At 40.3% G+C, this 21823-nt stretch carries 23 protein-coding genes, 1 pseudogene and 1 riboswitch; of the genes and pseudogenes, 13 read left to right on the forward strand and 11 right to left on the reverse strand.

Annotated features, from left to right (window positions below; genetic code table 11):
• Window positions 1–136 precede the first annotated feature (136 nt).
• On the reverse strand, window positions 137–1849 hold the full coding sequence (locus tag MMP72_RS02990; RefSeq protein ID WP_241314372.1) for an electron transfer flavoprotein-ubiquinone oxidoreductase: 1713 nt from the start codon (window positions 1847–1849) through the stop codon (window positions 137–139).
• 242 nt (window positions 1850–2091) lie between these two features.
• Between MMP72_RS02990 and MMP72_RS02995 the strand changes: the two genes are divergently transcribed.
• From MMP72_RS02995 to MMP72_RS03015, 5 genes are all read left to right on the forward strand, one after another.
• Window positions 2092–2661, forward strand: coding sequence for a DUF1285 domain-containing protein (locus tag MMP72_RS02995; protein WP_241314374.1), 570 nt, complete (start codon window positions 2092–2094; stop codon window positions 2659–2661).
• 44 nt (window positions 2662–2705) lie between these two features.
• Complete coding sequence (gene murI, locus MMP72_RS03000) at window positions 2706–3584, forward strand: glutamate racemase (protein WP_241314376.1); 879 nt, start codon at window positions 2706–2708, stop codon at window positions 3582–3584.
• Between the two features lie 103 nt (window positions 3585–3687).
• On the forward strand, window positions 3688–4716 hold the full coding sequence (locus MMP72_RS03005) for a DUF4062 domain-containing protein (protein ID WP_241314378.1): 1029 nt from the start codon (window positions 3688–3690) through the stop codon (window positions 4714–4716).
• 70 nt (window positions 4717–4786) lie between these two features.
• Window positions 4787–5803 carry a ferrochelatase gene (gene hemH, locus MMP72_RS03010; RefSeq protein ID WP_241314582.1) on the forward strand — a complete coding sequence of 339 codons (1017 nt, stop codon included), beginning with the start codon at window positions 4787–4789 and terminating at the stop codon, window positions 5801–5803.
• A gap of 29 nt (window positions 5804–5832) precedes the next feature.
• Complete coding sequence (locus MMP72_RS03015; protein ID WP_241314380.1) at window positions 5833–6477, forward strand: MBL fold metallo-hydrolase; 645 nt, start codon at window positions 5833–5835, stop codon at window positions 6475–6477.
• 73 nt (window positions 6478–6550) lie between these two features.
• On the opposite strand, the gene MMP72_RS03020 is transcribed toward MMP72_RS03015, so the two are convergent.
• Window positions 6551–8287, reverse strand: coding sequence for a hypothetical protein (locus tag MMP72_RS03020; protein ID WP_241314382.1), 1737 nt, complete (start codon window positions 8285–8287; stop codon window positions 6551–6553).
• A 338-nt stretch (window positions 8288–8625) separates the two neighbouring features.
• On the opposite strand from MMP72_RS03020, the pseudogene MMP72_RS03025 reads away from it, so the two are divergent.
• Window positions 8626–8762, forward strand: a pseudogene (locus MMP72_RS03025) (peptidase); the annotation flags it as partial.
• 12 nt (window positions 8763–8774) lie between these two features.
• Here the strand turns inward: MMP72_RS03025 and MMP72_RS03030 are convergent.
• Entirely contained in the window at window positions 8775–8966 is a 192-nt protein-coding gene (locus tag MMP72_RS03030; RefSeq protein ID WP_241314584.1) for a DNA gyrase inhibitor YacG, read from the reverse strand.
• A 376-nt stretch (window positions 8967–9342) separates the two neighbouring features.
• Between MMP72_RS03030 and MMP72_RS03035 the strand changes: the two genes are divergently transcribed.
• From MMP72_RS03035 to MMP72_RS03055, 5 genes are all read left to right on the forward strand, one after another.
• Window positions 9343–9987: a tRNA (guanine-N(7)-)-methyltransferase gene (locus MMP72_RS03035; protein WP_241314384.1), complete on the forward strand. Its 645-nt coding sequence runs from the start codon at window positions 9343–9345 to the stop codon at window positions 9985–9987.
• Window positions 9980–11182 carry a TIGR03862 family flavoprotein gene (locus tag MMP72_RS03040; protein ID WP_241314386.1) on the forward strand — a complete coding sequence of 401 codons (1203 nt, stop codon included), beginning with the start codon at window positions 9980–9982 and terminating at the stop codon, window positions 11180–11182. The genes MMP72_RS03035 and MMP72_RS03040 overlap by 8 nt, the downstream gene beginning before the upstream one ends.
• A gap of 119 nt (window positions 11183–11301) precedes the next feature.
• Complete coding sequence (gene dctA, locus MMP72_RS03045; protein ID WP_241314388.1) at window positions 11302–12564, forward strand: C4-dicarboxylate transporter DctA; 1263 nt, start codon at window positions 11302–11304, stop codon at window positions 12562–12564.
• A gap of 85 nt (window positions 12565–12649) precedes the next feature.
• Window positions 12650–13063: a GFA family protein gene (locus MMP72_RS03050; RefSeq protein ID WP_241314390.1), complete on the forward strand. Its 414-nt coding sequence runs from the start codon at window positions 12650–12652 to the stop codon at window positions 13061–13063.
• A 14-nt stretch (window positions 13064–13077) separates the two neighbouring features.
• On the forward strand, window positions 13078–13680 hold the full coding sequence (locus MMP72_RS03055) for a flavin reductase family protein (protein WP_241314392.1): 603 nt from the start codon (window positions 13078–13080) through the stop codon (window positions 13678–13680).
• Between the two features lie 73 nt (window positions 13681–13753).
• Here MMP72_RS03055 and MMP72_RS03060 read toward each other — a convergent pair whose 3' ends face one another.
• Complete coding sequence (locus tag MMP72_RS03060; RefSeq protein WP_241314394.1) at window positions 13754–14968, reverse strand: crosslink repair DNA glycosylase YcaQ family protein; 1215 nt, start codon at window positions 14966–14968, stop codon at window positions 13754–13756.
• A 290-nt stretch (window positions 14969–15258) separates the two neighbouring features.
• Between MMP72_RS03060 and MMP72_RS03065 the strand changes: the two genes are divergently transcribed.
• On the forward strand, window positions 15259–15924 hold the full coding sequence (locus tag MMP72_RS03065) for a hypothetical protein (RefSeq protein ID WP_241314396.1): 666 nt from the start codon (window positions 15259–15261) through the stop codon (window positions 15922–15924).
• Window positions 15925–15969: 45 nt separating this feature from the next.
• Here MMP72_RS03065 and MMP72_RS03070 read toward each other — a convergent pair whose 3' ends face one another.
• Window positions 15970–16302 carry a HopJ type III effector protein gene (locus MMP72_RS03070; RefSeq protein WP_241314398.1) on the reverse strand — a complete coding sequence of 111 codons (333 nt, stop codon included), beginning with the start codon at window positions 16300–16302 and terminating at the stop codon, window positions 15970–15972.
• A gap of 133 nt (window positions 16303–16435) precedes the next feature.
• Window positions 16436–16502, forward strand: a riboswitch (Fluoride riboswitch).
• Between the two features lie 131 nt (window positions 16503–16633).
• Between MMP72_RS03070 and crcB the strand changes: the two genes are divergently transcribed.
• Window positions 16634–17014 (forward strand): fluoride efflux transporter CrcB, encoded by a 381-nt coding sequence (crcB, locus tag MMP72_RS03075; protein WP_241314400.1) that lies wholly within the window; start codon window positions 16634–16636, stop codon window positions 17012–17014.
• A gap of 190 nt (window positions 17015–17204) precedes the next feature.
• On the opposite strand, the gene MMP72_RS03080 is transcribed toward crcB, so the two are convergent.
• The 6 genes from MMP72_RS03080 to MMP72_RS03105 form a co-directional block, all read right to left on the reverse strand.
• Window positions 17205–17459 carry a type B 50S ribosomal protein L31 gene (locus MMP72_RS03080; RefSeq protein ID WP_241314402.1) on the reverse strand — a complete coding sequence of 85 codons (255 nt, stop codon included), beginning with the start codon at window positions 17457–17459 and terminating at the stop codon, window positions 17205–17207.
• A gap of 142 nt (window positions 17460–17601) precedes the next feature.
• Window positions 17602–18897 (reverse strand): AarF/ABC1/UbiB kinase family protein, encoded by a 1296-nt coding sequence (locus tag MMP72_RS03085; protein WP_241314404.1) that lies wholly within the window; start codon window positions 18895–18897, stop codon window positions 17602–17604.
• Between the two features lie 163 nt (window positions 18898–19060).
• Window positions 19061–19213: a hypothetical protein gene (locus tag MMP72_RS03090; RefSeq protein WP_241314406.1), complete on the reverse strand. Its 153-nt coding sequence runs from the start codon at window positions 19211–19213 to the stop codon at window positions 19061–19063.
• A 140-nt stretch (window positions 19214–19353) separates the two neighbouring features.
• On the reverse strand, window positions 19354–20700 hold the full coding sequence (locus MMP72_RS03095; RefSeq protein WP_241314408.1) for an MATE family efflux transporter: 1347 nt from the start codon (window positions 20698–20700) through the stop codon (window positions 19354–19356).
• 19 nt (window positions 20701–20719) lie between these two features.
• Window positions 20720–21181 (reverse strand): DMT family transporter, encoded by a 462-nt coding sequence (locus tag MMP72_RS03100; RefSeq protein ID WP_241314410.1) that lies wholly within the window; start codon window positions 21179–21181, stop codon window positions 20720–20722.
• 114 nt (window positions 21182–21295) lie between these two features.
• Window positions 21296–21796 (reverse strand): hypothetical protein, encoded by a 501-nt coding sequence (locus MMP72_RS03105; protein ID WP_241314412.1) that lies wholly within the window; start codon window positions 21794–21796, stop codon window positions 21296–21298.
• Between the last annotated feature and the right edge of the window lie 27 nt (window positions 21797–21823).

A 21823-nucleotide genomic window follows, 5' to 3' on the forward strand; every position in this document is an offset into this window, starting at 1 on the left:
TGAAACTCGGTTTTTTTATGCGATTACATATTCGGGTAGTTCGGACCACCACCACCTGAGGCAGGAAGAACAAAGCAAGGCTTTGTCCTGCCGCAAGTGTAAAAGCTATGCTTTTGCAGAGAAGGTGGCTGTTCTATTACATATTCGGGTAGTTCGGACCACCACCACCTTCAGGTGTCACCCAAGTAATGTTCTGTGATGGGTCTTTGATATCACAGGTCTTACAGTGGACACAGTTGGCTGCATTGATCTGGAAGCGCTTAGAACCATCATCGTTTTCCATCACTTCATACACACCAGCAGGGCAGTAACGCTGAGCAGGCTCATCCCACTTCGGCAAGTTAACTTGAATCGGTGTTTCAGGATTGGTCAACTTCAAGTGAGCCGGTTGGTTTTCTTCATGCACTGTATTCGAGACAAACACAGACGATAAACGGTCAAAAGTAAGTTTGCCATCTGGTTTTGGATAGTTCGGTTTGAAGGTTGAAGCATCAACTGTTTTCAGTGTTGCATAATCTTGTTTTAAGTCATGCAAAGTAAATGGTACTTTAAAGACATTTTGGTCGATAAAGTTAAATGCGCCACCAATCCATGTCCCAAATTTATGCATCGCAGGACCAAAGTTACGTGCTTTATATAACTCTTCTTTTAACCAAGAATTGTCATATTTTTCAGTATAAGCAGTCAGCTCTTTGTCGAAGTGATCATCGCCTTCAGTCACACGGGCAATCGCAAGATCACCGCCTTTGGCAACACCCGCAGCAATCGCTTCGAATACAGCTTCACCACACAACATACCTGACTTCATGGCAGTGTGTGAGCCTTTGATTTTTGAGAAGTTCAAGAAACCAGCATCATCCCCAATTAAACAACCACCTGGGAAAGTCAATTTAGGTAAAGAGTTAAATCCACCTTTGACCACAGCGCGTGCGCCGTAAGAAATGCGCTTACCGCCCTCTAAGAACTGTTTGATGACTGGATGGGTTTTCCAACGCTGCATTTCCATAAATGGATACATGTGTGGATTTTCATAAGAAAGATCGACAATCATACCCAAGGTCACTTGGTTGTTTTCAGCGTGATATAACCACCAACCACCAGCAGAGCCAGTTTCAGATAGCGGCCAGCCAGCGCCATGCATCACTAAACCTTCTTTATGTTTAGCTGGGTCAATTTCCCAAAGTTCTTTAATCCCGATGCCGTAGTGCTGTGGATCAACATCACGATCTAGTGCAAAACCTGCAATCAGGCGTTTGCCAAGATGACCACGGCAGCCTTCAGCGAATAAGGTATATTTAGCATGCAATTCATAACCTGGGGTAAAGTTATGGGTAGGTTCACCATTTTTACCAATCCCCATATCACCTGTCTGAATGCCTTTTACCGTACCATCTTCATGGTACAGGATTTCGCTTGCTGCAAAACCAGGGAAGATTGATACTTCTAATTCTTCAGCTTTTTGACCTAACCAACGCACCACATTGCCGAGAGAAACCACATAGTTTCCTTCGTTATGCATTGATTTAGGGACCATCCAATACGGCATCTTTTGTGATTTAGTATCAGAAAGTAAGAAATACGTTTCGTCACCTGTCACAGGAACATTTAGCGGTGCGCCTTCTTCTTTCCAATTTGGGAACAATTCATTCATGGCACGTGGTTCAAGTACAGCACCAGAAAGGATATGCGCACCTACTTCAGAGCCTTTTTCAACAACACAAACAGAAAGGTCAGGTAGGTTGTTTTCAATCGCTAATTGACGAATTTTAATCGCAGCAGATAAACCCGCAGGTCCTGCACCTACGATCACTACGTCAAACTCCATCGCTTCACGTTCGATGTGTTCCATGTAGGACTCCTCATATTTTTAGGGGTGGCAACCGTAATATTGTGATTCGGTGCTGCCATGAGTGTTCTGAATTGCCAAACACAAAAAGAACCTATTGTGCTTGCAAACGTTTGGGATAGTATAGTTTTAAACCTTGATCTCGCCAATTGGCTGAGCCGTTTTATTTTAACGTCAGCAAGGCATAAACTATGGTAAATAAAACTGATTCTCCACAAAGCTCTTTATAAAATAAGGGAAAAATCATGTTGTCTGATGATAGAAACTTAATCAACATTACACAATACTTAAAAGATGTACAGCAAAGTCACAAAAGGTCAATTCCACCTTTAGAGCAATGGCATCCAAAACATTGTGGCAAAATGGATTTGAAGATAAAAGCCAATGGTGAATGGTGGCACGAAGGTCAATTGATCAAACGACAAACACTACTCGATCTGTTTAGCAGAGTCTTATGGAAAGAAGACGGGAAGTTTTATCTCAAAACACCAGTAGAACAGATTGAAATCGAAGTCGAAGATGAGCCGTTATTGATTAATCAGGCGGATCAGGTTGAGATCGAGGGCAAAACCTATTTACAACTCACTACGACCAACCAAGATGTGGTGATTGTAGACCAACAACATCCCATTTTTATGCGTGAATATGCAGGAGAATTACGTCCTTATGTACATGTGCGCTTTGGTATGAATGCATTGATTCAAAGGCAGAGCTTTTATCATCTGATTAACTACGGTAACTTGTCTGAAAATGCGCAAGGTGAGGCGGTTTTAACATTAAAAAGTGGTGATTTGGTCTTGCATTTAAGCACCTGAGGTTTAAGCTTAAAAGAGCGAATAAACAAGTGCCAATGATTTGTATGACTGCCGTTCAAGCGATGCCGCTTTTATTAGACCCTATGCCTCATGCATCCTCAGATGCACCGATTGGGATTTTTGATTCAGGGGTTGGTGGACTGTCTATTGCACAAGAGATTGCTCAGCATTTACCCAATGAGCGGATTCTTTATTATGCTGATACCAAACATGTGCCTTATGGTGCTCGTTCAGATCAGGAGATTCGTCAACTCACTGCGCAAGCGATTGAGTGGTTATACCGCCAAGGTTGTAAAGTTGCAGTTGTTGCTTGTAATACCGCATCGGCATTTAGTTTGGATTATTTGCGCGATCATTATGGTGACCGCTTTCCAATTATTGGTTTAGTTCCTGCATTGAAACCTGCGGTGATTCAGACCCAGAGCAAGGTGGTTGCTGTATTGGCAACGCCTGCTACCTTTCGTGGGCAATTGATTAAAGATGTGATGTCTAACTTTGCTGAACCTGCAGGTGTGAAAGTTTTAACCGTGACCAGTTTAGAACTGGTGCCTTTTGTTGAGGCTGGACAGCAACTGAGTCAAGCCTGTGTGTCGGTACTACAGCAGATTTTACAGCCCGTTGTTGACCAAGAGGCAGATTTTTTGGTGTTGGGTTGTACCCATTATCCATTTTTAAAAGAGGCGATTCGTCAGGTTTTTGATGAAAAGTTAAAATTAATTGATTCTGGACAAGCAGTTGCGCGACAAACTGCATATATTTTGATAAAAAATAGGTTATTATGTGACAAAATGCGTCATAGTTTTGCACGTATTGAATGTTTTGCCAGTGGTAACAATGCTGCCGTATTAGAACCCGTACTACAGCGCCTTATACCAAAACAAATAACATGGACGATTCAGAATTTGGATGTTGTGAGCACATGAAAGTGCCAAATCGAACCATATTTTATCTTTTATCAGGGTTATCTTTTAACAAAAATCAAGATTAGAACTTGATATTATTGATAAGTGAATTGGGGCTTAGCCTATGCAAGATACTCGTTATCAAGTCTTTATTTCGACATCTGGTCATGAAATGCAGCCAGAAAGAGCGGTTTTAGCCCAAACTTTGGTTGGTATGGGTTTTTTCTCATGGGGTTTAGAGCAACGGACGCCACTTAGCACCTCTATTGCTCGTCGTCAGATTGATGATTGTGATTATGTGGTGATCTTATTGGGAAGTCAGTATGGTGAGCAGTCGGTTTCAGGTGTAGGTTATATGCATCTGGAATATATTTATGCGATGACCAAACAAAAACCGATTGTGGTGTTTATGCATGAAGACCCTGAATCTAGGGAAGCGAAATTGCATGATCATAAATCTGAATTAAAAGAAAAATTTAAAGAGTTTAGAAAACAACTACAACATGAAGTCGATCAAGTCTTTTGTTATCGTACCTTAAGAGATTTGGAGCTTGCAGTGCGTTCGAGTATGCCGCAAATGTTAGAGCGTTATCCGGTGGTGGGTTGGGTGCGTCCACAAAATACGCAGGTATTACGCGACGAAATTGATAGCTTACGCGCTAAAGTCAAACAACTTGAAACAGAGCTGGGTAGCCGAGAAGCAGATCCGCTCACCAGTGTACCGAAAGTCTCAATGTATGAGTTATATGCATTTGAATATCGTATGCATGCTTATCAAGATGGTAACTTCAAAGAAATTAAACCCCACCGGAAAATGACATGGGCACAGTTGCTCAATGTATTGGGGACTGCGTTTGTGATCCCCACCCCTGAAGAATATTTTTCTAAGCGCATGAATGAGTATTTAAATGAAACGGGTTTGGATGATGCGCGGAAAGAAATGCCAAGAGCGCATGCAGTGTCACGTGCGCAAGTAAATATTCGTGCCTTGCATGAGATTAAGTTACAAATGCGCCAAAATGAATGGATTATTCCAACAGGGCGTGATGATCGTCAACGCATGTTGTGGCAATTGACGGCAAAAGGGCAAAAGCTCTTAGAAAGTAATGTATTGGATAGTAATCGGGTTTTTCAGTTTAAGACGATGCATTAATCCCATTTATAAAAGGGCGCTAAAACTGCTAAAGTAATTGCATGAACTCAATGAAAAGCGGATGCGATCTATGTCAGCGACACCAAAACCTAAAGTGACTGTGGTTCTGGCAAATCTAGGTACGCCTGATGAACCCACTGCTCCAGCAGTACGTCGTTTCTTAAAGCAGTTTTTATCTGATACGCGTGTCATTGAGGTTCCTAAGGCGCTTTGGTGGATTATTCTACGTTTATTTGTGCTGACCTTTCGCCCTAAGCGTGTCGCCGAAGCCTATGCTTCCGTTTGGTCGAATGACTCGCCGATGCGAGAAATAGTGCTTGAGCAAACGCAATTGATTAAACAACGATTACAAGAAGAAAATCATCAATTTGATCTCACCGTTGTTCCAGCGATGACTTATGGCCAGCCCAGTATTTATAATGTTTTAGCGCAACTTGAAACAGATCCACAAGAACATGTGATTTTATTGCCTTTGTTTCCGCAATACTCAGCCACATCAACCGCACCTTTATATGATGCTTTTGCCAAATGGATTCCACAGCAACGTCATTTGCCCGGCATTACCTTGATTAAAGATTATTATCAGCATCCTCTGTTTATTCAGGCATTGGTAGATAGCGTATTAAACTATCAATTGCAGCATGGCAAAGCTGAAAAGTTACTCATGTCATTCCATGGGATTCCTCAGCCTTATGCAGATAAGGGTGATCCTTATGCGGATCGTTGTCGAATGACCGCGCGCCTAGTAGCAGAGGCGTTGCATCTGCAAGAACATGAGTGGGCGATCAGTTTCCAGTCACGTTTTGGTAAGCAAGAATGGGTCAAACCTTATACGGATCAGTTGTTACAACAATGGGGTGAGCAAAAAGTTCAGTCTGTGCAGGTGATTAGTCCTGCATTTTCAGCCGATTGTTTGGAAACGCTGGAAGAGTTGGCGATGCAAAACAAAGAAATTTTCCAGCATGCAGGCGGTGGAGAATATGCTTATATTGCTGCCCTTAATACCGATCAGGTACATATAGATTTGCTTGCCAGTCTGGTTCAGGCTAATCTTGACGCACTGACCCATACCTTAGCCCATCGTTAAATCGATTCTTTATTTCGCCAGAGGTTTCTATGCTGCAAGTCAAAATCGTCCCTGTTACTGCATTTGCTCAAAATTGTTCTATCCTGTGGGATAGTGACAGTAAAGAAGCTGTTTTGATTGATGCAGGTGGTGACGCGGCTGTGCTTAAAAAAGAAGTAGAAACTTTAGGTTTAAAAGTCAAAGCATTGTGGTTAACACATGGGCATCTCGATCATGCTGGAGCAGTGGGGGAGCTTGCTGAAACATGGAAAATCCCTGTGATTGGTCCGCATAAAGAAGACCAGTTTTGGTTAGACATGATTCAAGAAGTTTCAGCACGTTACGGTTTCCCGATTCCACAACCTGTCAAAGTAGATCAATGGTTAGAGGGTGGTGAGGTGCTTAAACTGGGGGATGATGAGTTCGAGGTACGTTTTGCACCCGGTCATACCCCCGGCCATGTCATGTTCTACAACGCGCAACATGGTTTGCTTTGGACAGGCGATGTGCTGTTTAAGGGTTCAATTGGACGAACTGATTTTCCACGTGGCAATCATCAGCAATTGTTGGATTCAATTCAACGTGAATGTTTTAGCCTGCCAGATGAAACACAATTTATTTCAGGTCATGGCCCAATCAGTAGCATTGGCTATGAAAAGCAATTTAATCCATTCGTTGCCAGTAAAGCGGGTTAAGCCGTCGATGTTTGCTTCTGTATAAAGTTTGCGATTTATACAGAAGCATATTCCAAACACATTGGTACGCAGATCAAATGGTTTCAAGCCACTTCTGATTGGCTAGACTCATATCAAAATTCAAACTATTACAAATGCTTTGTAAATCAAAAGAGGCTTTGTCCTCTGGAATTTGAATCAAAATCGGCAAACGGGTAATGCCATTATCGCCTGTTGGAAAGGCATAATGTCGCTCTTTGTGATTCACCGAGATCAGTGATTCAAACTCTAAATAGACAATAAGTGATGGAAAACGTCGTTGCATACGCATGATTTCTTGATGCGCATGTTTTTTAATTTGTGAGGTTTTCTCTTTTAGTTTGAGGATGTTGTCCTTTATTTTTTGTGGTTTATTAAATAGCTTGTTCAAAAACGTAACGCTTTGTTTGAGTTGTCGCTGATTTTCTTTTAGTTCCGAAAACGCATCCTTATATTCTTGTAAGGAGTGCGCACTAATATCTTTCAGAATGTTGGTTGGCTCAAGTGCTTCTGCATGATGCTTTTTCCATTCATCATAAGAAAATACCGTGAAGATATCGGCATGTCTTTTTTGTAGCAGTGTTGCATAGGATTTGAGTCGTGCAACGAAAAGTTGAACCTGCTTATTGCAGATGATCGAGGGTTGTGATTGGAACGTAATAAAATGCCGAATCACATCATCCAATGTTTGTTTAATACTGATATATAGATAATTACATTCGTCTGTGTGATGAATCGAATGTTTTAGGGCATCCGCAATCGGCTCAAGGATATTGCGACATAATTTTTGCTCAAAATCGATCAACCGCTGTTCTACCAGTTTTTCAATAAATATTCCGTTCGGATGGAGTGGTTGCATTAAAAAGGGAAGTAACTCTTTATGGGTATATAGTTCGATATTGCGCACAATATCTGAAACATAGTGGTTGACTTGTTTATCAATAGTAACGATGTGGTTGATCTGCCATTGGAACTGTTCATGGTGTGAAATATCATCGATTTGATCTAGATGTAGAATTGCAGCGTTCACATAGATATTTTCACAGTTTTCAAATTGTTCTTCTTGTAAAAATCGTCGAATCGAAAAGGTACTGACCATGCCTTCTGTGCTTGGCGCAAGTGCGAATATGTATTTAGACGTTTTGATGATATCGAGTTGTTTGATTTTTTGTTGTTTATATAGAAAGTATTTAAGGATATGGTTCTTTTCTTCTCTTAATTGAGGTGAGCGAAGAATATTAAAAGAATATTTTAACAGTTGTTGTTTGAGAAAGACCTCGGCAATAAAGATTTTGATCATATCGCTATGAATATGCCGATGGTTGTTTGGAAGCGCGATATGCGGTTTTGCTAAGATTATTTGTGCGGCGACATAGATAAATTCTTTTAGAATCTGGTTTTTCTGCGCTTGCAGATCGAAATCATCTTCAGTATCTATGTTGTTAATTTGGCTTAAAATATTCTCAAGATAGTCTGATATTTCGTAAATGTCATTGTAATGCTTGAGCCGCTCTAAAGAATCTATAATCTTGTTGAGCAATATTTTGATATAGGGATAGCGAATTTTCTCACTCAGGGTATTTAGGTCAGGTTTTGTCAGGGATGAAAAGGTATTGTCTTTTCTATTCCAGTGGATTTTCTTGGGTTGTAGGATGTGTTGGCAAATGTTCTCACGATCTTGTGGAGAAATGTTGGAAAATAATGTTTGTAATGTGAGCTGCCAATCTTGATCTAAATGAGGATCAATTTGTGTTGCCAAAACTTTAAGTTGATAGGGGATATTATTATTCATTTTCACATCCTGTTAAATTTAAATATTTTTTATAAAAATGAGCTGATCGCAAAAAATGCGATTGCATCAGCATGATGTACAGGTTTCTGGGCTTAAACCCTATTTGGTTATCAATACAACATGCGATTAAGATTTGCATAGCATCATAGAAAAGTAAATTACTGTGATGTAATTCACACATTTAAAATGTGTAAGTTTTTATTGCTTCATTTTTATTGAATTATCTATTTAATTTTTATCGTTATTATTCTATACGTGGTCGGTGGGTGCTAGATTGTGCTGTACTCAATTCTAAAATTTGAACAAAAATCACAAGTATCGAACACAATCTTAGCGCAAGCCTGTTTACAAAACTTAAAGATGTCACCAGTCTGCATCAGCTCATTGAACGAATGCAGCAACGTCATTCAGTGAATTGATTGAAAAATTTTGTTGGCTTAACTGGCTTGATGTACTGAATCGAATTTGGGTCTAGCGAGAGAGAAGATTAATCTTCATACTCATCTTCACCACGTTTTACATCCGCTTGAGGAGATTCTTGAGTCGGGATTTTATATGCATCACTGGCCCATGCACCTAAATCAATCATTTTACAGCGTTCAGAGCAAAAGGGACGAAATGCATTGCCTTCCCAAATGCTGGCTTCTCCACAACGAGGGCAGGGAAAGGTACGCGGTATAGACATAGAAAATTCCTAAAAGCAAGAGGGTTTGTTGACATTTCAGCCATGCATTGCGTTATTAGCTAAAACGACATAAACAAGGCATGAAACGTAGGCAATGGCGACTCCCTTGTCAAGTTTCATAACGAAGTTTAGGGAAGTTTTAGTCATAACCCTATGGGACAGGGGTATTTTTTGCTGCTACTGCGTTATGCCTTATTCATTTAGAATAGCTAAATTTCATAAGTCATGCCTTGCATCAGCTAAAAAAAGCCCTCTGTCGCAATGAGAGCTATAGCTCGTAAGGTGAAATGTTAACAGACCCTAAATAGATTAGGCAAAACTAAAGTCAGTTGATAGACTTATGCCGATTTATAGATAGTTTGATGGGATTATGTCGATTCGTCAATTTCAAGCACAACGTATGCAAGCACCACGTGATTTTATCACGATTCCAGACACTTCGATTTGTGTTGAAATTGGTGCAGGTAAAGGCAAACATGCCTTGTTATTTTCAGGTGAAAATCCGCAAAAAACCTTATACGCCATTGAACGTACCAAAGAAAAATTTGTGGCAATGCAAAAACAGCATCAGCTTGAAGCGCGTGAACATTTACATCCTATTCATGCTGACGCGCTGCCTTGGGTGGTACATGCCTTATTTCCAGCGCAGGTTGAACAATTTTTTATTTTATACCCAAACCCAGAACCGCATAATCCAGCACAACGTTGGTTGAATATGCCATTCTTTGAGTTTCTCCTTTCTCGTCTTCAAACCAATGGCACGATTACCTTGGCGAGTAATATTCCTGAATATATTGATGAAGCAGAACAGCAGTTAATTGAGGTGTGGAAACTGCCGTATCAGAAACAGAAAATTGCAGCGGACGCTGCGCGAACGCATTTTGAAATTAAATATTTAGAACGTGGTGAGCTATGCCAACAGTTGGTTATTACCAAGCCCCAAGGCTACTCAACTCGTTTTGATGATTTCGCACCTCTACAAGGACAAAATACACAAGAGAAGCATGATGCCTAAGCGCATTGCCATTATTGGTGCGGGACCAGCAGGTTTAATGGCAGCGGAAGTTCTCAGTCAATATGACTATGAAATCGACGTGTTTGAACAAAAACCTTCGGCTGCACGCAAGTTTCTGATGGCAGGCAAAACAGGCTTGAATATCTCCCACGCTGAGCCGATTGAGACCTTTATACAGCGTTATGATCATGCTGAATGGTTGGCAGCTTGGGTCAAACAATGGGATGCCCAGTGGATTCAAGATTGGATGAAAGGCCTCGGTATTGAATCCTATATTGGCAGCTCGGGTCGGGTGTTTCCTGTAGAAATGAAAGCTGCACCCTTACTTCGGGCATGGTTAAAGCGATTAATGGCAGATGGCGTCAAGTTCCATTATCGGCATCGCTGCGTGGATTTATCCAATAATCAATTGACCATCGAAAATCAAAGCCAACGTTTTACCACCGCTTATGATGCGATTGTGTTGGCCTGTGGTGCGGTGTCATGGTCGCAATTGGGTAGCGATGGGGTATGGCAGCAATGGTTGTTGAATGATGAGGTTGAGCCATTCCAAGCCAGCAATGCAGGTGTCCTGAAAGCATGGTCGCCGTTTATGCAGGATTGTTTTGGTCAGCCACTTAAACGCGTAGATGCGTGGGTAGCACCTGAGCACAAGACACATGGTGATATTGTGATTACCCATTATGGCTTTGAAAGTGGTGTGATTTACAAGTTGGGGCGTGATTTAAGAACCAAAATTTCTCAGAAGCAAAATTTACAGCTTTATTTGGACTTACTGCCCGATGTGAGTCTTGAGCAATTAGAAAAAAAACTACAGGCCAATAAGAAACAGTCACTCACCAATGTTTGGCGCAAAGCGGGCTTGGATCATGTGAAAATTAATCTACTGCGTGAAGTCATCGATAAAAGTGTGTGGTCAGATGTAAAGCAAATGGCTCAGCATATGAAACAGCTCAGCATTTGTTTAGACGGATTCCGCCCGATAGAGGAAGCGATTAGCTGTGCGGGTGGGGTCAAGCAAGCCGTTTTGTCACCACAACTACAGTTGCAATCCAATCCTTATGTGTTCTGTTGTGGTGAAATGCTGGATTGGGATGCACCAACAGGTGGCTATTTATTGACGGCGTGTTTTGCGACAGGACGTGCGGCAGGTGAAGGTGTGCATCATCTATTGGAGCATATTCATGCGATCTGATGTGTTTTAAAGCACTTCTCTAATTTTGTATATTTTTCATGTTCTAAATATCCTTTATTTTTATAGGTTGGCGGGTTTCTTGCACTGTTGAGATTTATCTTTTTACTGATGAATTTACAATGTGGCAAAAGCTTAAATCCAGTCTATTCCTTCAGGTGGTTCTTGCATTAATTCTGGGCATTATTGTTGGGATTAGCTTTCACGATTTTTCTTTGGCATTGAAGCCTTTAGGCGATGGTTTTATTTCCCTGATTAAGATGTTGATCGCGCCGATTGTTTTCTGTGTCGTGGTGCTCGGCCTCTATGGTGCCAATGACATCAAGAAAATGGGAAAGGTCGGTGCAAAAACGATTTTGTATTTTGAGATTGTGACCAGTATCGCGCTGGTTTTAGGCATCGTCATTGCTTATGTGTTTAAACCTGGTGTCGGCATGAATATTGACATCAGTAAACTCGATGGAAAGGACTTAAGTGTCTACACTGAACGTGCACATACGATGAGTACGGGATCTGATTTTCTCCTGCACATTATTCCAAAAACGTTCGTCGATGCATTTGCCAGTGGTGACATTTTACAGGTTCTACTGATTGCGATTTTGTTTGGGGTAGCATTGCTGCTTATTCCAAAACATTTGGCTGATTTGGTCTGTCAGGCACTTGAAGCATTTTCTGAAGTGTTCTTTAAAATGATGGGCTTGATCATACGCCTAGCACCGATTGGGGTATTTGGTTCAGTGGCTTATACCACTGCAAAGTTTGGTGTCGATTCACTGGTCCAACTCGGTTATTTGGTCTTATTGTTTTATGTGACTTGTATTTTATTTGTGCTGATTGTTTTAGGTGGGATTCTTAAATTCGCAGGGCTGAATATTTTTAAATTTCTGAATTATTTTAAAGATGAGTTGTCCATCGTATTGGGTACAGCATCTTCTGATTCTGTTCTGCCACAAATCATGAAGAAACTGAAAAATCTGGGGATTAAGGACTCGACGGTTGGCTTGGTTATTCCAACAGGTTACTCTTTTAATTTAGATGGATTTTCTATCTATTTAACACTGGGGGTTATTTTTATTGCGCAGGCCTGCAATATTGATTTATCGATGCATGATCTGATGGCAATTTTACTGGTTTCGTTGGTGACTTCAAAAGGTGCACATGGAATTCCTGGCTCTGCATTGGTCATTCTAGCGGCAACGTTATCTGTTATCCCAAGTCTACCGACCATTGGTTTGGTATTGTTACTGTCAGTCGATTGGTTTATCGGGATTGTACGTGCTTGTACCAATCTCATCGGGAACTGTGTGGCAACTGTTGCGATAGCGCATTGGGAAAAGGATATTGATCATGCGCGTGCACGGGCGGTACTGGATCAAAAGGTTTAGCTGGCTATTTATTTCTATTCGCGATTTGCATGGTGTGCTGATCTCGCCTATATTTTTACATGAAAATTCATTTAAGGAATGAAAAATGTCTCAGACTTCGCCTGTATATCATGGCAGTTGTTTATGTGATGGGATTCATTATGAGATTCATGGTGAAATTGGAGAGATCATCCAGTGTCATTGCCAACGCTGCCGTAAAGCAAATGGAACAGCCTTTGCGACCAATGCGCCGATCAAAATCACTGATTTTAAAATTACACAAGGTGAGCATTTACTCAAAAAGTTTCAGTCCACTGAAACCACACAACGTTGTTTTTGTGCTGAATGTGGTTCTCCAATCATAAGTATTAAAACCGATACGCCTGAACATTATCGCTTAAGAATCGGCACTTTAGATACGCCTTTACAGCAAAAACCAAGTATGCATATCTTCACTGCATCTAAAGCTGAGTGGGACTGCATAGCCGATGCGTTACCACAATATGCTGAGCGTCCTTAAAGAAGTGTTTGATTATGATTTTTGAGATAGCGAAATTAGAGACAAATGAAATCTATCGTTTGTTAAATGGGGGGATTACGCCTCGACCGATTGCGTGGATCAGTACTTTATCTGCTGATGGGGTCGCCAATCTTGCACCTTATTCCTTTTTCAATGTGGCAAGTTGTAATCCTCCTATTCTTTGGTATTCACAAGTAAATCCTAGAAATGGCAAGGATAAAGATACCTTGAGAAATTTAATCGATACCAATGAATGTGTGGTGCATATCGTGAATTCTCAATTGCTTGAAAAGATGAATTTATCTTGTGCGGCACTTCCATCAGAACAAAGCGAATTTGATTTTGCTGAGATTGAATCGTGTCCGAGCCATCAAGTACAGCCTTTATCTGTTAAAGATGCCTTGATTCGCTATGAGTGTCAGCTGAGAGAGGTGATTCAATTGAGTTCACTGCCATCAGGTGGAACAGTGGCTTTGCTCGATGTGAAATCAATATATGTAGATGATCGTTTATGGGATGGTGTGATGATTGATCAACAGCAATCGGATAGTGTCGGAAGAATGGGCGGGGATTTTTATAGTTTAACGACGGATTTACATCAACTTGCAAGACCTTAGCAATAATGAATCAATAAAATAGGGGCACATCTCCTATTTTTATTGTTTGCCATTATGGTTTTACCTTCAACGTTTACGTCATCTCAGTCATTTCAATAAACTCGCGGATCGTGCTAGATAATTCAAGTGGACTAATTCGCGAGACATAAATGGACTCGCACTGATTAAAACGTGCAAAACGGTGTAGTGTGTTGAGAAAGGGGGTGAGCCACAATGCCATATCTATTTGGGTATTTTCGATATGTAGATGAATTAACTCAAACTGACCACTTTTACGGTGAGCTTTGCAATCAACTCGACCAACGAAGACATCGCCAAACAAAATAGGTAAACAAAAGTAACCATATTTTCTTTTTTCTTGGGGGGTATAACACTCAAGGCGAAAATCAAAGTCAAAACACGCTTTTACGCGTTCACGATGAATAATGGAATTGTCAAAAGGTGAAAGTAAAGAAAGGCTTAGATGATCTGTATTATATGTTTTTTCGAATAAATCAGTGAGTACATAGATCGTTTGCAGTTCGTGTATTTGCAACTTTTGGATGATTTTGTCTTCAAGCATTTGACTTAGAATTTTTTCAACATTTTGGCGTAATAGTTGTCCCTTTTTCAAATGTGTTATTTGTTTGATACTGGTATAGCCATACGCTCTAAGATAGGTTTTGACTAGATATTTAGCATATTCTAATGCAGTGGGTGGCGTTGTATTGGTTGTACTCGGAAGCACTCTTTCACTCAGATCATAAACTTTTTCTATGCCATTTCGGGCGCAAATCATTAAATCACCTTGCATAAAGAGCTGCTCAAGGGCGATTTTTGTCGGCTTCCAATTCCACCAACTGCTGTTATTTTTACTTAAGCTCTCAAAATCTCTGGCTTTTTGCGGGCCATCGATACGGATCTTATCGTATACATTGCGCATGACTTGAATATCCGCTTTATAATAGCGAGACTCACCATTTTTAATGCTTAACATTTTAGGGAGAGCATATCGAAAGTCTTGCATCGGCAAATAGGATGCGGCATGAAACCAGTATTCAAATATCTGACGTTCTGCGACCAATTGATCAAGCCATTGCGGTTGATAATCTGCAATTCGTGTCCAAAAAGTATGATGATGTGCCCGTGCAACAACAGATAAAGTGTCGATTTGTACATACCCAAGTTGTTGTAAGGTAGAAAGGACTGCTGCTTTTCCTGAGCCAAAAGGTCTTTTTTGATTAAGCCCTTGGGCTTCTAAGGTAATATGTCGTAGTTTTTTTGATAGATCATTTTGTTGAATGGACATTATTTCCCTCAGCTATTTTTATTCAAATAATCGTTATTTCGCATGTTATGCGATGTGGTCTTTCAAAGACATGTTAAATCGACTTAGATGATTATATTAAATGATTTCACTCTTCACGCTGCACTCTCAAATTTCAAACCATCCCAGCCATTGAGTATAAATTGATAAATGTTTTGTGACAGAATGTGTAGGCTATTTTATCAGATGATAAAGTTCAACTTCTTTTTCTATGCGACATTGGTTATTATTAGCAAAATAAAATATTTTAAATCAATTTATTAAGTGTATTTATGAATACTGAATTATCTTTAGAGAAACAAGAGCAAAAAGAAATTTTACCATTTTCATTTAAAAACTTATGGATGCTGTTCTTCCAACCCAAGAGGTTTTTTTCCCTGCCAGCAATTTATCATCATCGCAGTATTATGATCGCTGCCTATTTAATTGGCATGTTTTCTGTAATGGATCGAGTCGATCAAAATTTGCTTAAAGCAGAATTTGGAAGTCGTACCTCGTTCATGCTTGATGTTACAGATGCTTGGTGGAGTTATTGGTTCCTCATTTTAGGGATGGGAACGATCTCTGCTGTACTGGTCTGGTTGATACATGGTTGGTGGTATAAAAAGCGTTTACAATTTTCAGGCGCGAAAGAGGCAGACCCACAACTCGCTCGGCATATTTGGGCTTTACAATCTTTGGTGGCGGCTTTGCCTGTTATTATTGTCACAATAGTACAGACATTGATCTATAGCAGTTATCTTGATGCTTATGAAAACTCATCCATTCTGAACTTTGTGGTCATTCCTTTTATGTTTTGGTCATGTTGGGTGAGTTATAGAGCAGCAACGTCAGTGTTTAATACCAATGCTTGGGCAAAGTTTTGGTTTCTGGCATTACCGATTACGTTTTATTTGCTGGCGATGGGGATTTTGACAGCGATACTTGTCAATGGATGATTGTATGGCTAAGCAGGAAGGGAATAGCCTTCCTGCTTTTTAATCTTAACGTGCAGTTAAGGCTTCGCCTTCAAACTTTACGCCATCCCAGCCATTTTGCATAAACTGACGGATATTTTGGTGATCTGTTGCTTCAGGTGTTGCCAGTACAGACGCATAGTGTTCTGCAAATAAGTTTAAAGTATCTTCAGCACTTAAACCTTCGATTTTGGCAAAAGAAAATACTTTGGCACTGCCTTGGTTTTCTGTCGCAGCATTAAATTGCGCGCCATTTTGAAAAGCCGTTGGGCTATGTTGATAACGTGCTTCAATAAATGCCAACACATCTGCAAATTTTGCAGAACCTTCTTTTAATTGCGCTAATAATGTTTGAGCCATTTTAAAATTCCATGTGCATAAAATGAATGTGAGCATCATAACATGATGAAACTGTGGATAACTGAATGCTTATACACAGTTTCATCACAACTCAAAAGAGCGGTTGAGTTGTCTAAAAATTATGTTATTTTAGACAAATAAAGGAGATGGTATTCCTCCTGTAACAAACCGCCATATCGGCTAATGATGCCTACGTGACCCTGAACAGAGGGGCGTAGCTTTTGCGTGCTCTGTTCTTATTTTAGAGTTCGCAGATGAAAATCTCTCATAAAAATATTGATCAATCCATGCCGAATACTTTTTCTTCTCCAAACTTGATTTTGGAGTCATCATGTATTATTCCTTAATTTCAATTGCAATGGGTTCTGTACTCGGCGCATGGTTACGTTGGTTTCTTAGTTTAAAACTTAATCCTATCTTTCCGAATATTCCCTTGGGTACGGTCACTGTTAATTTTGTTGGTGGCTTTATTATTGGTTTTGCGATTTCGTATTTTTCTCAAAGTTCTTTGAGTCCCAACTACAAACTGTTTGTAATTACTGGGTTTTGTGGCGCACTCACGACCTTCTCAACCTTTTCTGCTGAAATTCTTGCCTTATTGCAAAGTGGTAAATTAGGCTATGCTGGCGCAGCGATTATGATCCATGTGCTCGGATCATTGTTGTTTACAATTTTGGGTATGAGTTTGCACCAATGGTTAAGTACGGCCTAGTTTCAGCCTTAGAAAATACGATGTATTTTTAATTTTATCTTAAATACCAATTGGGTTTGCTTCTATTGGCTAAACCGCTGCTGATTGTTGTTAACACATAAAATTGAGACATAAAAAAAGAAGCCTAAGAGGAGGAGATAACCTTAGACTTCGAATATGTTTAGTTTAATCAATGAAACTTAAAATAAGATTAAGCCTTGCGATTAAAACGTGCAAAGCGTTTGTTAAAGCTTGCAACGCGACCCTCATTGCTTGCTTGACGTACTTCACCTGTATAGAACGGATGAGATGCACTTGAGATATCGAGGGTGACATAAGGATAGACTTTACCTTGATACTCTTTCGTTTGCTTGGTTTGAAGTGTACTACCAATCAAAAAGTAAGCATCAGCATTGGTGTCATGGAAAAGCACTTGTTGATAAGCTGGATGAATATCTTTACGCATTTGAAATACTCCTATTATTGATATGGATGTTATAACATAACAATATATGGCGTCAATCAAATCTATTTCAAGCTGTCATTTCAATTCGGTTTGAGATGAATAGATTTCCCCTGAACGATGGATCAGCAAAGGGGAATTTATTTTAATAATTCGGGACTAATTCTTCAAAAAGGTCATTTAGATTGTCATGTACTTTAAGGTGAATTAAGTTCCAGTAATGCCCAGAAATGGTACGGTTCACCATTAAGGTATCGGGAGACGGTTTAAATACATCCCAATATTTTAACGACTTTTTCACCAGACGCATGCCATCATGATGCGATGAATTTTCCGCAAAGTCATAATGTGTGCTTAATGGACGTAATAGAATTTCGATCCATTGTACATATAGTTCACTTGGGAATTTTTGCTTTTCAGCGATCGAGTGCAGTTCAACCAGTAGATCTTCGACTTGGGCAATATTTTCGTGGCGGGCTGCATTGACCAGTGCTTTAAAATGCTGAATGATTTCAGGAGATAGTGTTTTAACACTGCCATAGTCATAAATAATGACACTGCCATCTTCTTTGAAAGCAAAATTGCCTGGATGGGGATCACAATGGAAACGTTTTAAGAAAAACATTTCTTGACCTAAAGCACGAATCAAGCGACGACCGATTTGATTGCGCGTTTCAACTGACCATGTGCTTGCAGTTTCAATAGATTCACCTTGTTCTAGACTTAAAGTCAGCACTCGGCGAGAAGAATATTCTTTGAAAACGCTTGGAATGATGATTTGGTCATCCAAATTTTCATGGAAGGTTCGAAACACTTCTAGGTTTTGTGCTTCGATTTCATAATTCAGTTCAGCGGAGAGACTGTCTTGGATCTCTTGAAACAGTTGGTCTTGCAGCTTCTTATCTATTTTTAAAACACCCATCAAGCGTAAAGCTAAGCGAACTTGCTTTAAATCACTTTCACAGGCTTGGTCAACCCCAGGATATTGCACTTTGACGACTACCGCTTGTCCATTGGGCAATACCGCACGATGTACTTGTCCAATTGAAGCGGCTGCAAAAGGTTCAGTTTCAAAGGAACTAAAAATCTGCTTTAACGGTTTGCCCAATTCTTTTTCAACTTGTTGTTGAATTTCAGCGAAGGGCATTGCAGGGGCTTGGCGTTGTAGTTTTGCGATTGCTTTGGCGACTTCAGGTGGAAAAATATCTTTGTATTGTGAAGCGATTTGCCCAACTTTCATGACCGCACCTTTCATTTCTCCAAGCGTATCGGCAATTTGTAGGCCGATTTCTTGAAAGAATTGACTACGCGCGGCATTTTTTTGTTCTTCATCTGCGGTGAGATTTCGAATCGAATTGGCAACACTTTTGCTGGCAATACTTGCGGTCATGCCAGCCAGTTTAAAAAAACGTTTACTGGGAGAGCTTGCATGTTTTGCCATGGCGGTTGCACCTTATTTAGTCAGGTTTCAAAGTGATCTCTTGATCATAGGTGACAAAACTTAAATTGCCTATAACAAAATGTTAAGTCATGTAAGCCTTATCCATCAAAAAATGAGTCTTGTTAAAATTTACTATTGTGAAAGTGGCATGGATAGCCCCGCATTATTTTGCACACTGTTTAAGTTTCTCAATGACAGGTGCTGCGCTGTGCCATTGAATATCCAATAGCATTTTCCCATGATCAGATAACCTGAATCTTTGTGTATCACTCATCCCATTCAGCATGGCAGTCAGTGTAGGGACAGCAAACATCATCGTGCCAACTTCCCTTTTGTTGGGAGATATGAACGGTTGATTCTCGCTTATTTATATCATAGACGTTCGCGATGAGCTCTAACTGATTTTTCCTATACTTTATGGCTGTACGGGGTGATCTCATCAATCATGTGCGAATTTTATAAATGAGCCAAACGTTTATTATTTAAATATAAACGTCCAATCAAGAATACACAGGCAATGCTTAAACCAATAATTAGCCCTAGCCAAACGCCTGCCACGCCCCAAGCGGTATAACGAGCCAGATATAAGCCGATCGGGAAAGCAATCACCCAGTAAGCCACTAAGGTAATCCACATCGGTGCCTGAGTATCTTGCATGCCACGTAAACAACCAGCAGCACTGACTTGCCATGCATCCATCAATTGATAGGCCATTGCAAACCAGAGTAAATACATTGCCACAGGAACCACATTCAGGTCGGTGGTATAGATTGCCACAATATAAGGTCGAGCGATCGCGATCAGGGTCATGGTACATGCTGCAAAGAAGGTGGCACTCATCAGTCCAATTTTTTGAACTTGGCGCATGGCCTGCCAGTTTTTCTCACCATAATACATCCCGACACGAATAGTTAAGGCGATCGCGAGAGATAGCGGGATCATAAACAAAACCGAGGTGACCGAGATCGCGATCTGATGTGCTGCAATCGCATTTTCCCCCAAAGGGCTTAATACCAACGCACCTGTGCTAAAAATACTCACTTCAAAGAAAATAGCCAACCCAATCGGTAAACCTAAGAATAAAATTCGTTTTGCCCATGTTGGATCAATTTTTTCCCATTTTGTGAAAATCGGAACTTGTTGGTAGGCTTTTGCTTTAGAAATATAAAGGGCTAAACTGATGAGCATTAACCATTGTAAAATCGCAGTAGCAAAGCCACAGCCTGCACTGCCTAAAGCGGGAATTGGCCCAAAGCCGTGCATAAAGATCAGATTCAATGGAATCAGTGCGACCAGTGCGACTAAGCTAATCACTGTGACGGGGCGAGGATGACCTAAAGCTTCAGAATAACTGCGTAGAGCGGCATACATCATCACCGCAGGCATACCAAAACCAATGGCATGTAAAAATAAACTGGCCTTCGGTATTAAACTTTCAGGGACCCCAAATACAGGTAATAGCCATGGCATGGCTTGCATAATCAACATTGCGATCAGGCCGAGGATCGCAGCAACCCATAGTGACTGACGGGCAATGGTCGGGATTTTTTCAGGGGTTTTAGCACCTCTCGCTTCTGCGACAAGTGGAGTGGTTGCGATCATGATGCCTGCAAATAGCAGCATAATCGGCATCCATAAACCGACACCCACCGCGATGGCTGCAAGGTCAGCGGCAGATAAGTGCCCTGCCATAATGGTATCAATAAGGCCAAAGCCTGCCTGAGCAAACTGTGTCATTAGGATAGGTAACATTAAATGAAACAGTTGTTTAAGTTCAAACCGTGTGCTGGTGATATGGGACACTAAAAATACTCTGAAAGAATTAACGCTGTAGCGTGAGTAAAACACCGATAAAAATCACGATACTGCCAAGGAGACGTTGCCAATTGATCGGCGTTTTATCTGTACCCAACCAACCAAAATGGTCTAATAACATTGAAATAACCATTTGTCCGAAGATGACCAAACCTGAAAATGTCAGAAACCCCAGTTTGGGCGCAGTATAAATGCTCATACTGATCGCATAAACCCCTAGCAATCCGCCAATCCATAAAAACCATGGAATCTGTGAAAGTTCATTTAAATCTGGTTTTGCCGCACTTTGAAAATACACTAAAAATGCCAAGATGACTGTGCCAACCAAAAATGACAGAAATGCGGCTTGGAGTGGAGAATCTAAATATTCTCTGAGTTGCGCATTAATCGCAGTTTGAAAAGCCATCGCCACACCGACCCCTAATGCGAGAGGGAGAAAAAGGAGCAATTGGCTAGAAATTTTCATCATTTTTTTAAATCATTATAGGTTATGTCGATAGTCTAACGGAATCATGTGATGATGATAAGGGATCAATAGTAAAGTATTAAAATAGATCAATAACTGAGTTATATTGCAGAGATATCAATGACGGAAAAATAAAAATTGAGTGAGTTTTGAGAATGAAGATCGTTGATAAAAGACAGAGCCAAATTTTCCTTTGGAGCAATTTTCTGAAAAGATAACGGATTGTTTAAGTTGAAGTTGGGCCATTTTACCTAGATTTTTACGATATAAATAAAGCGATGCTGTATAAGAGTTTGAACTTCTTTGAAAGTTCATCAGCTTTACTTCATAAATGAATTCTGGCTGAGTATTGATAAAGACCAATTCTGGTTGAATTCCATATTCGATATTTGAAAATTTAAGTAGTCCTGAGTTTGGTAGACTGAGGAATAACTGATGGCCATCTGCGATGATACCTAACCTGTGCTGTTGTGATGAGTATAAGGTTGCAATACATCTTGCGTCAGTGATCTCGTCTATATTGAGTTGTTGTGCCAAGCTCTGTAATTGCTGTGCGTATATACCCATAGAGAAACTTGATAAACTGATTATAGCCAATAAATTATTTTTATTTTGCATATTTACCTCGCTACTCTTACACAGAAA

The sequence above is a fragment of the Acinetobacter sp. NIPH 2699 genome (genome assembly GCF_022549355.1).
GTDB lineage: Bacteria > Pseudomonadota > Gammaproteobacteria > Pseudomonadales > Moraxellaceae > Acinetobacter.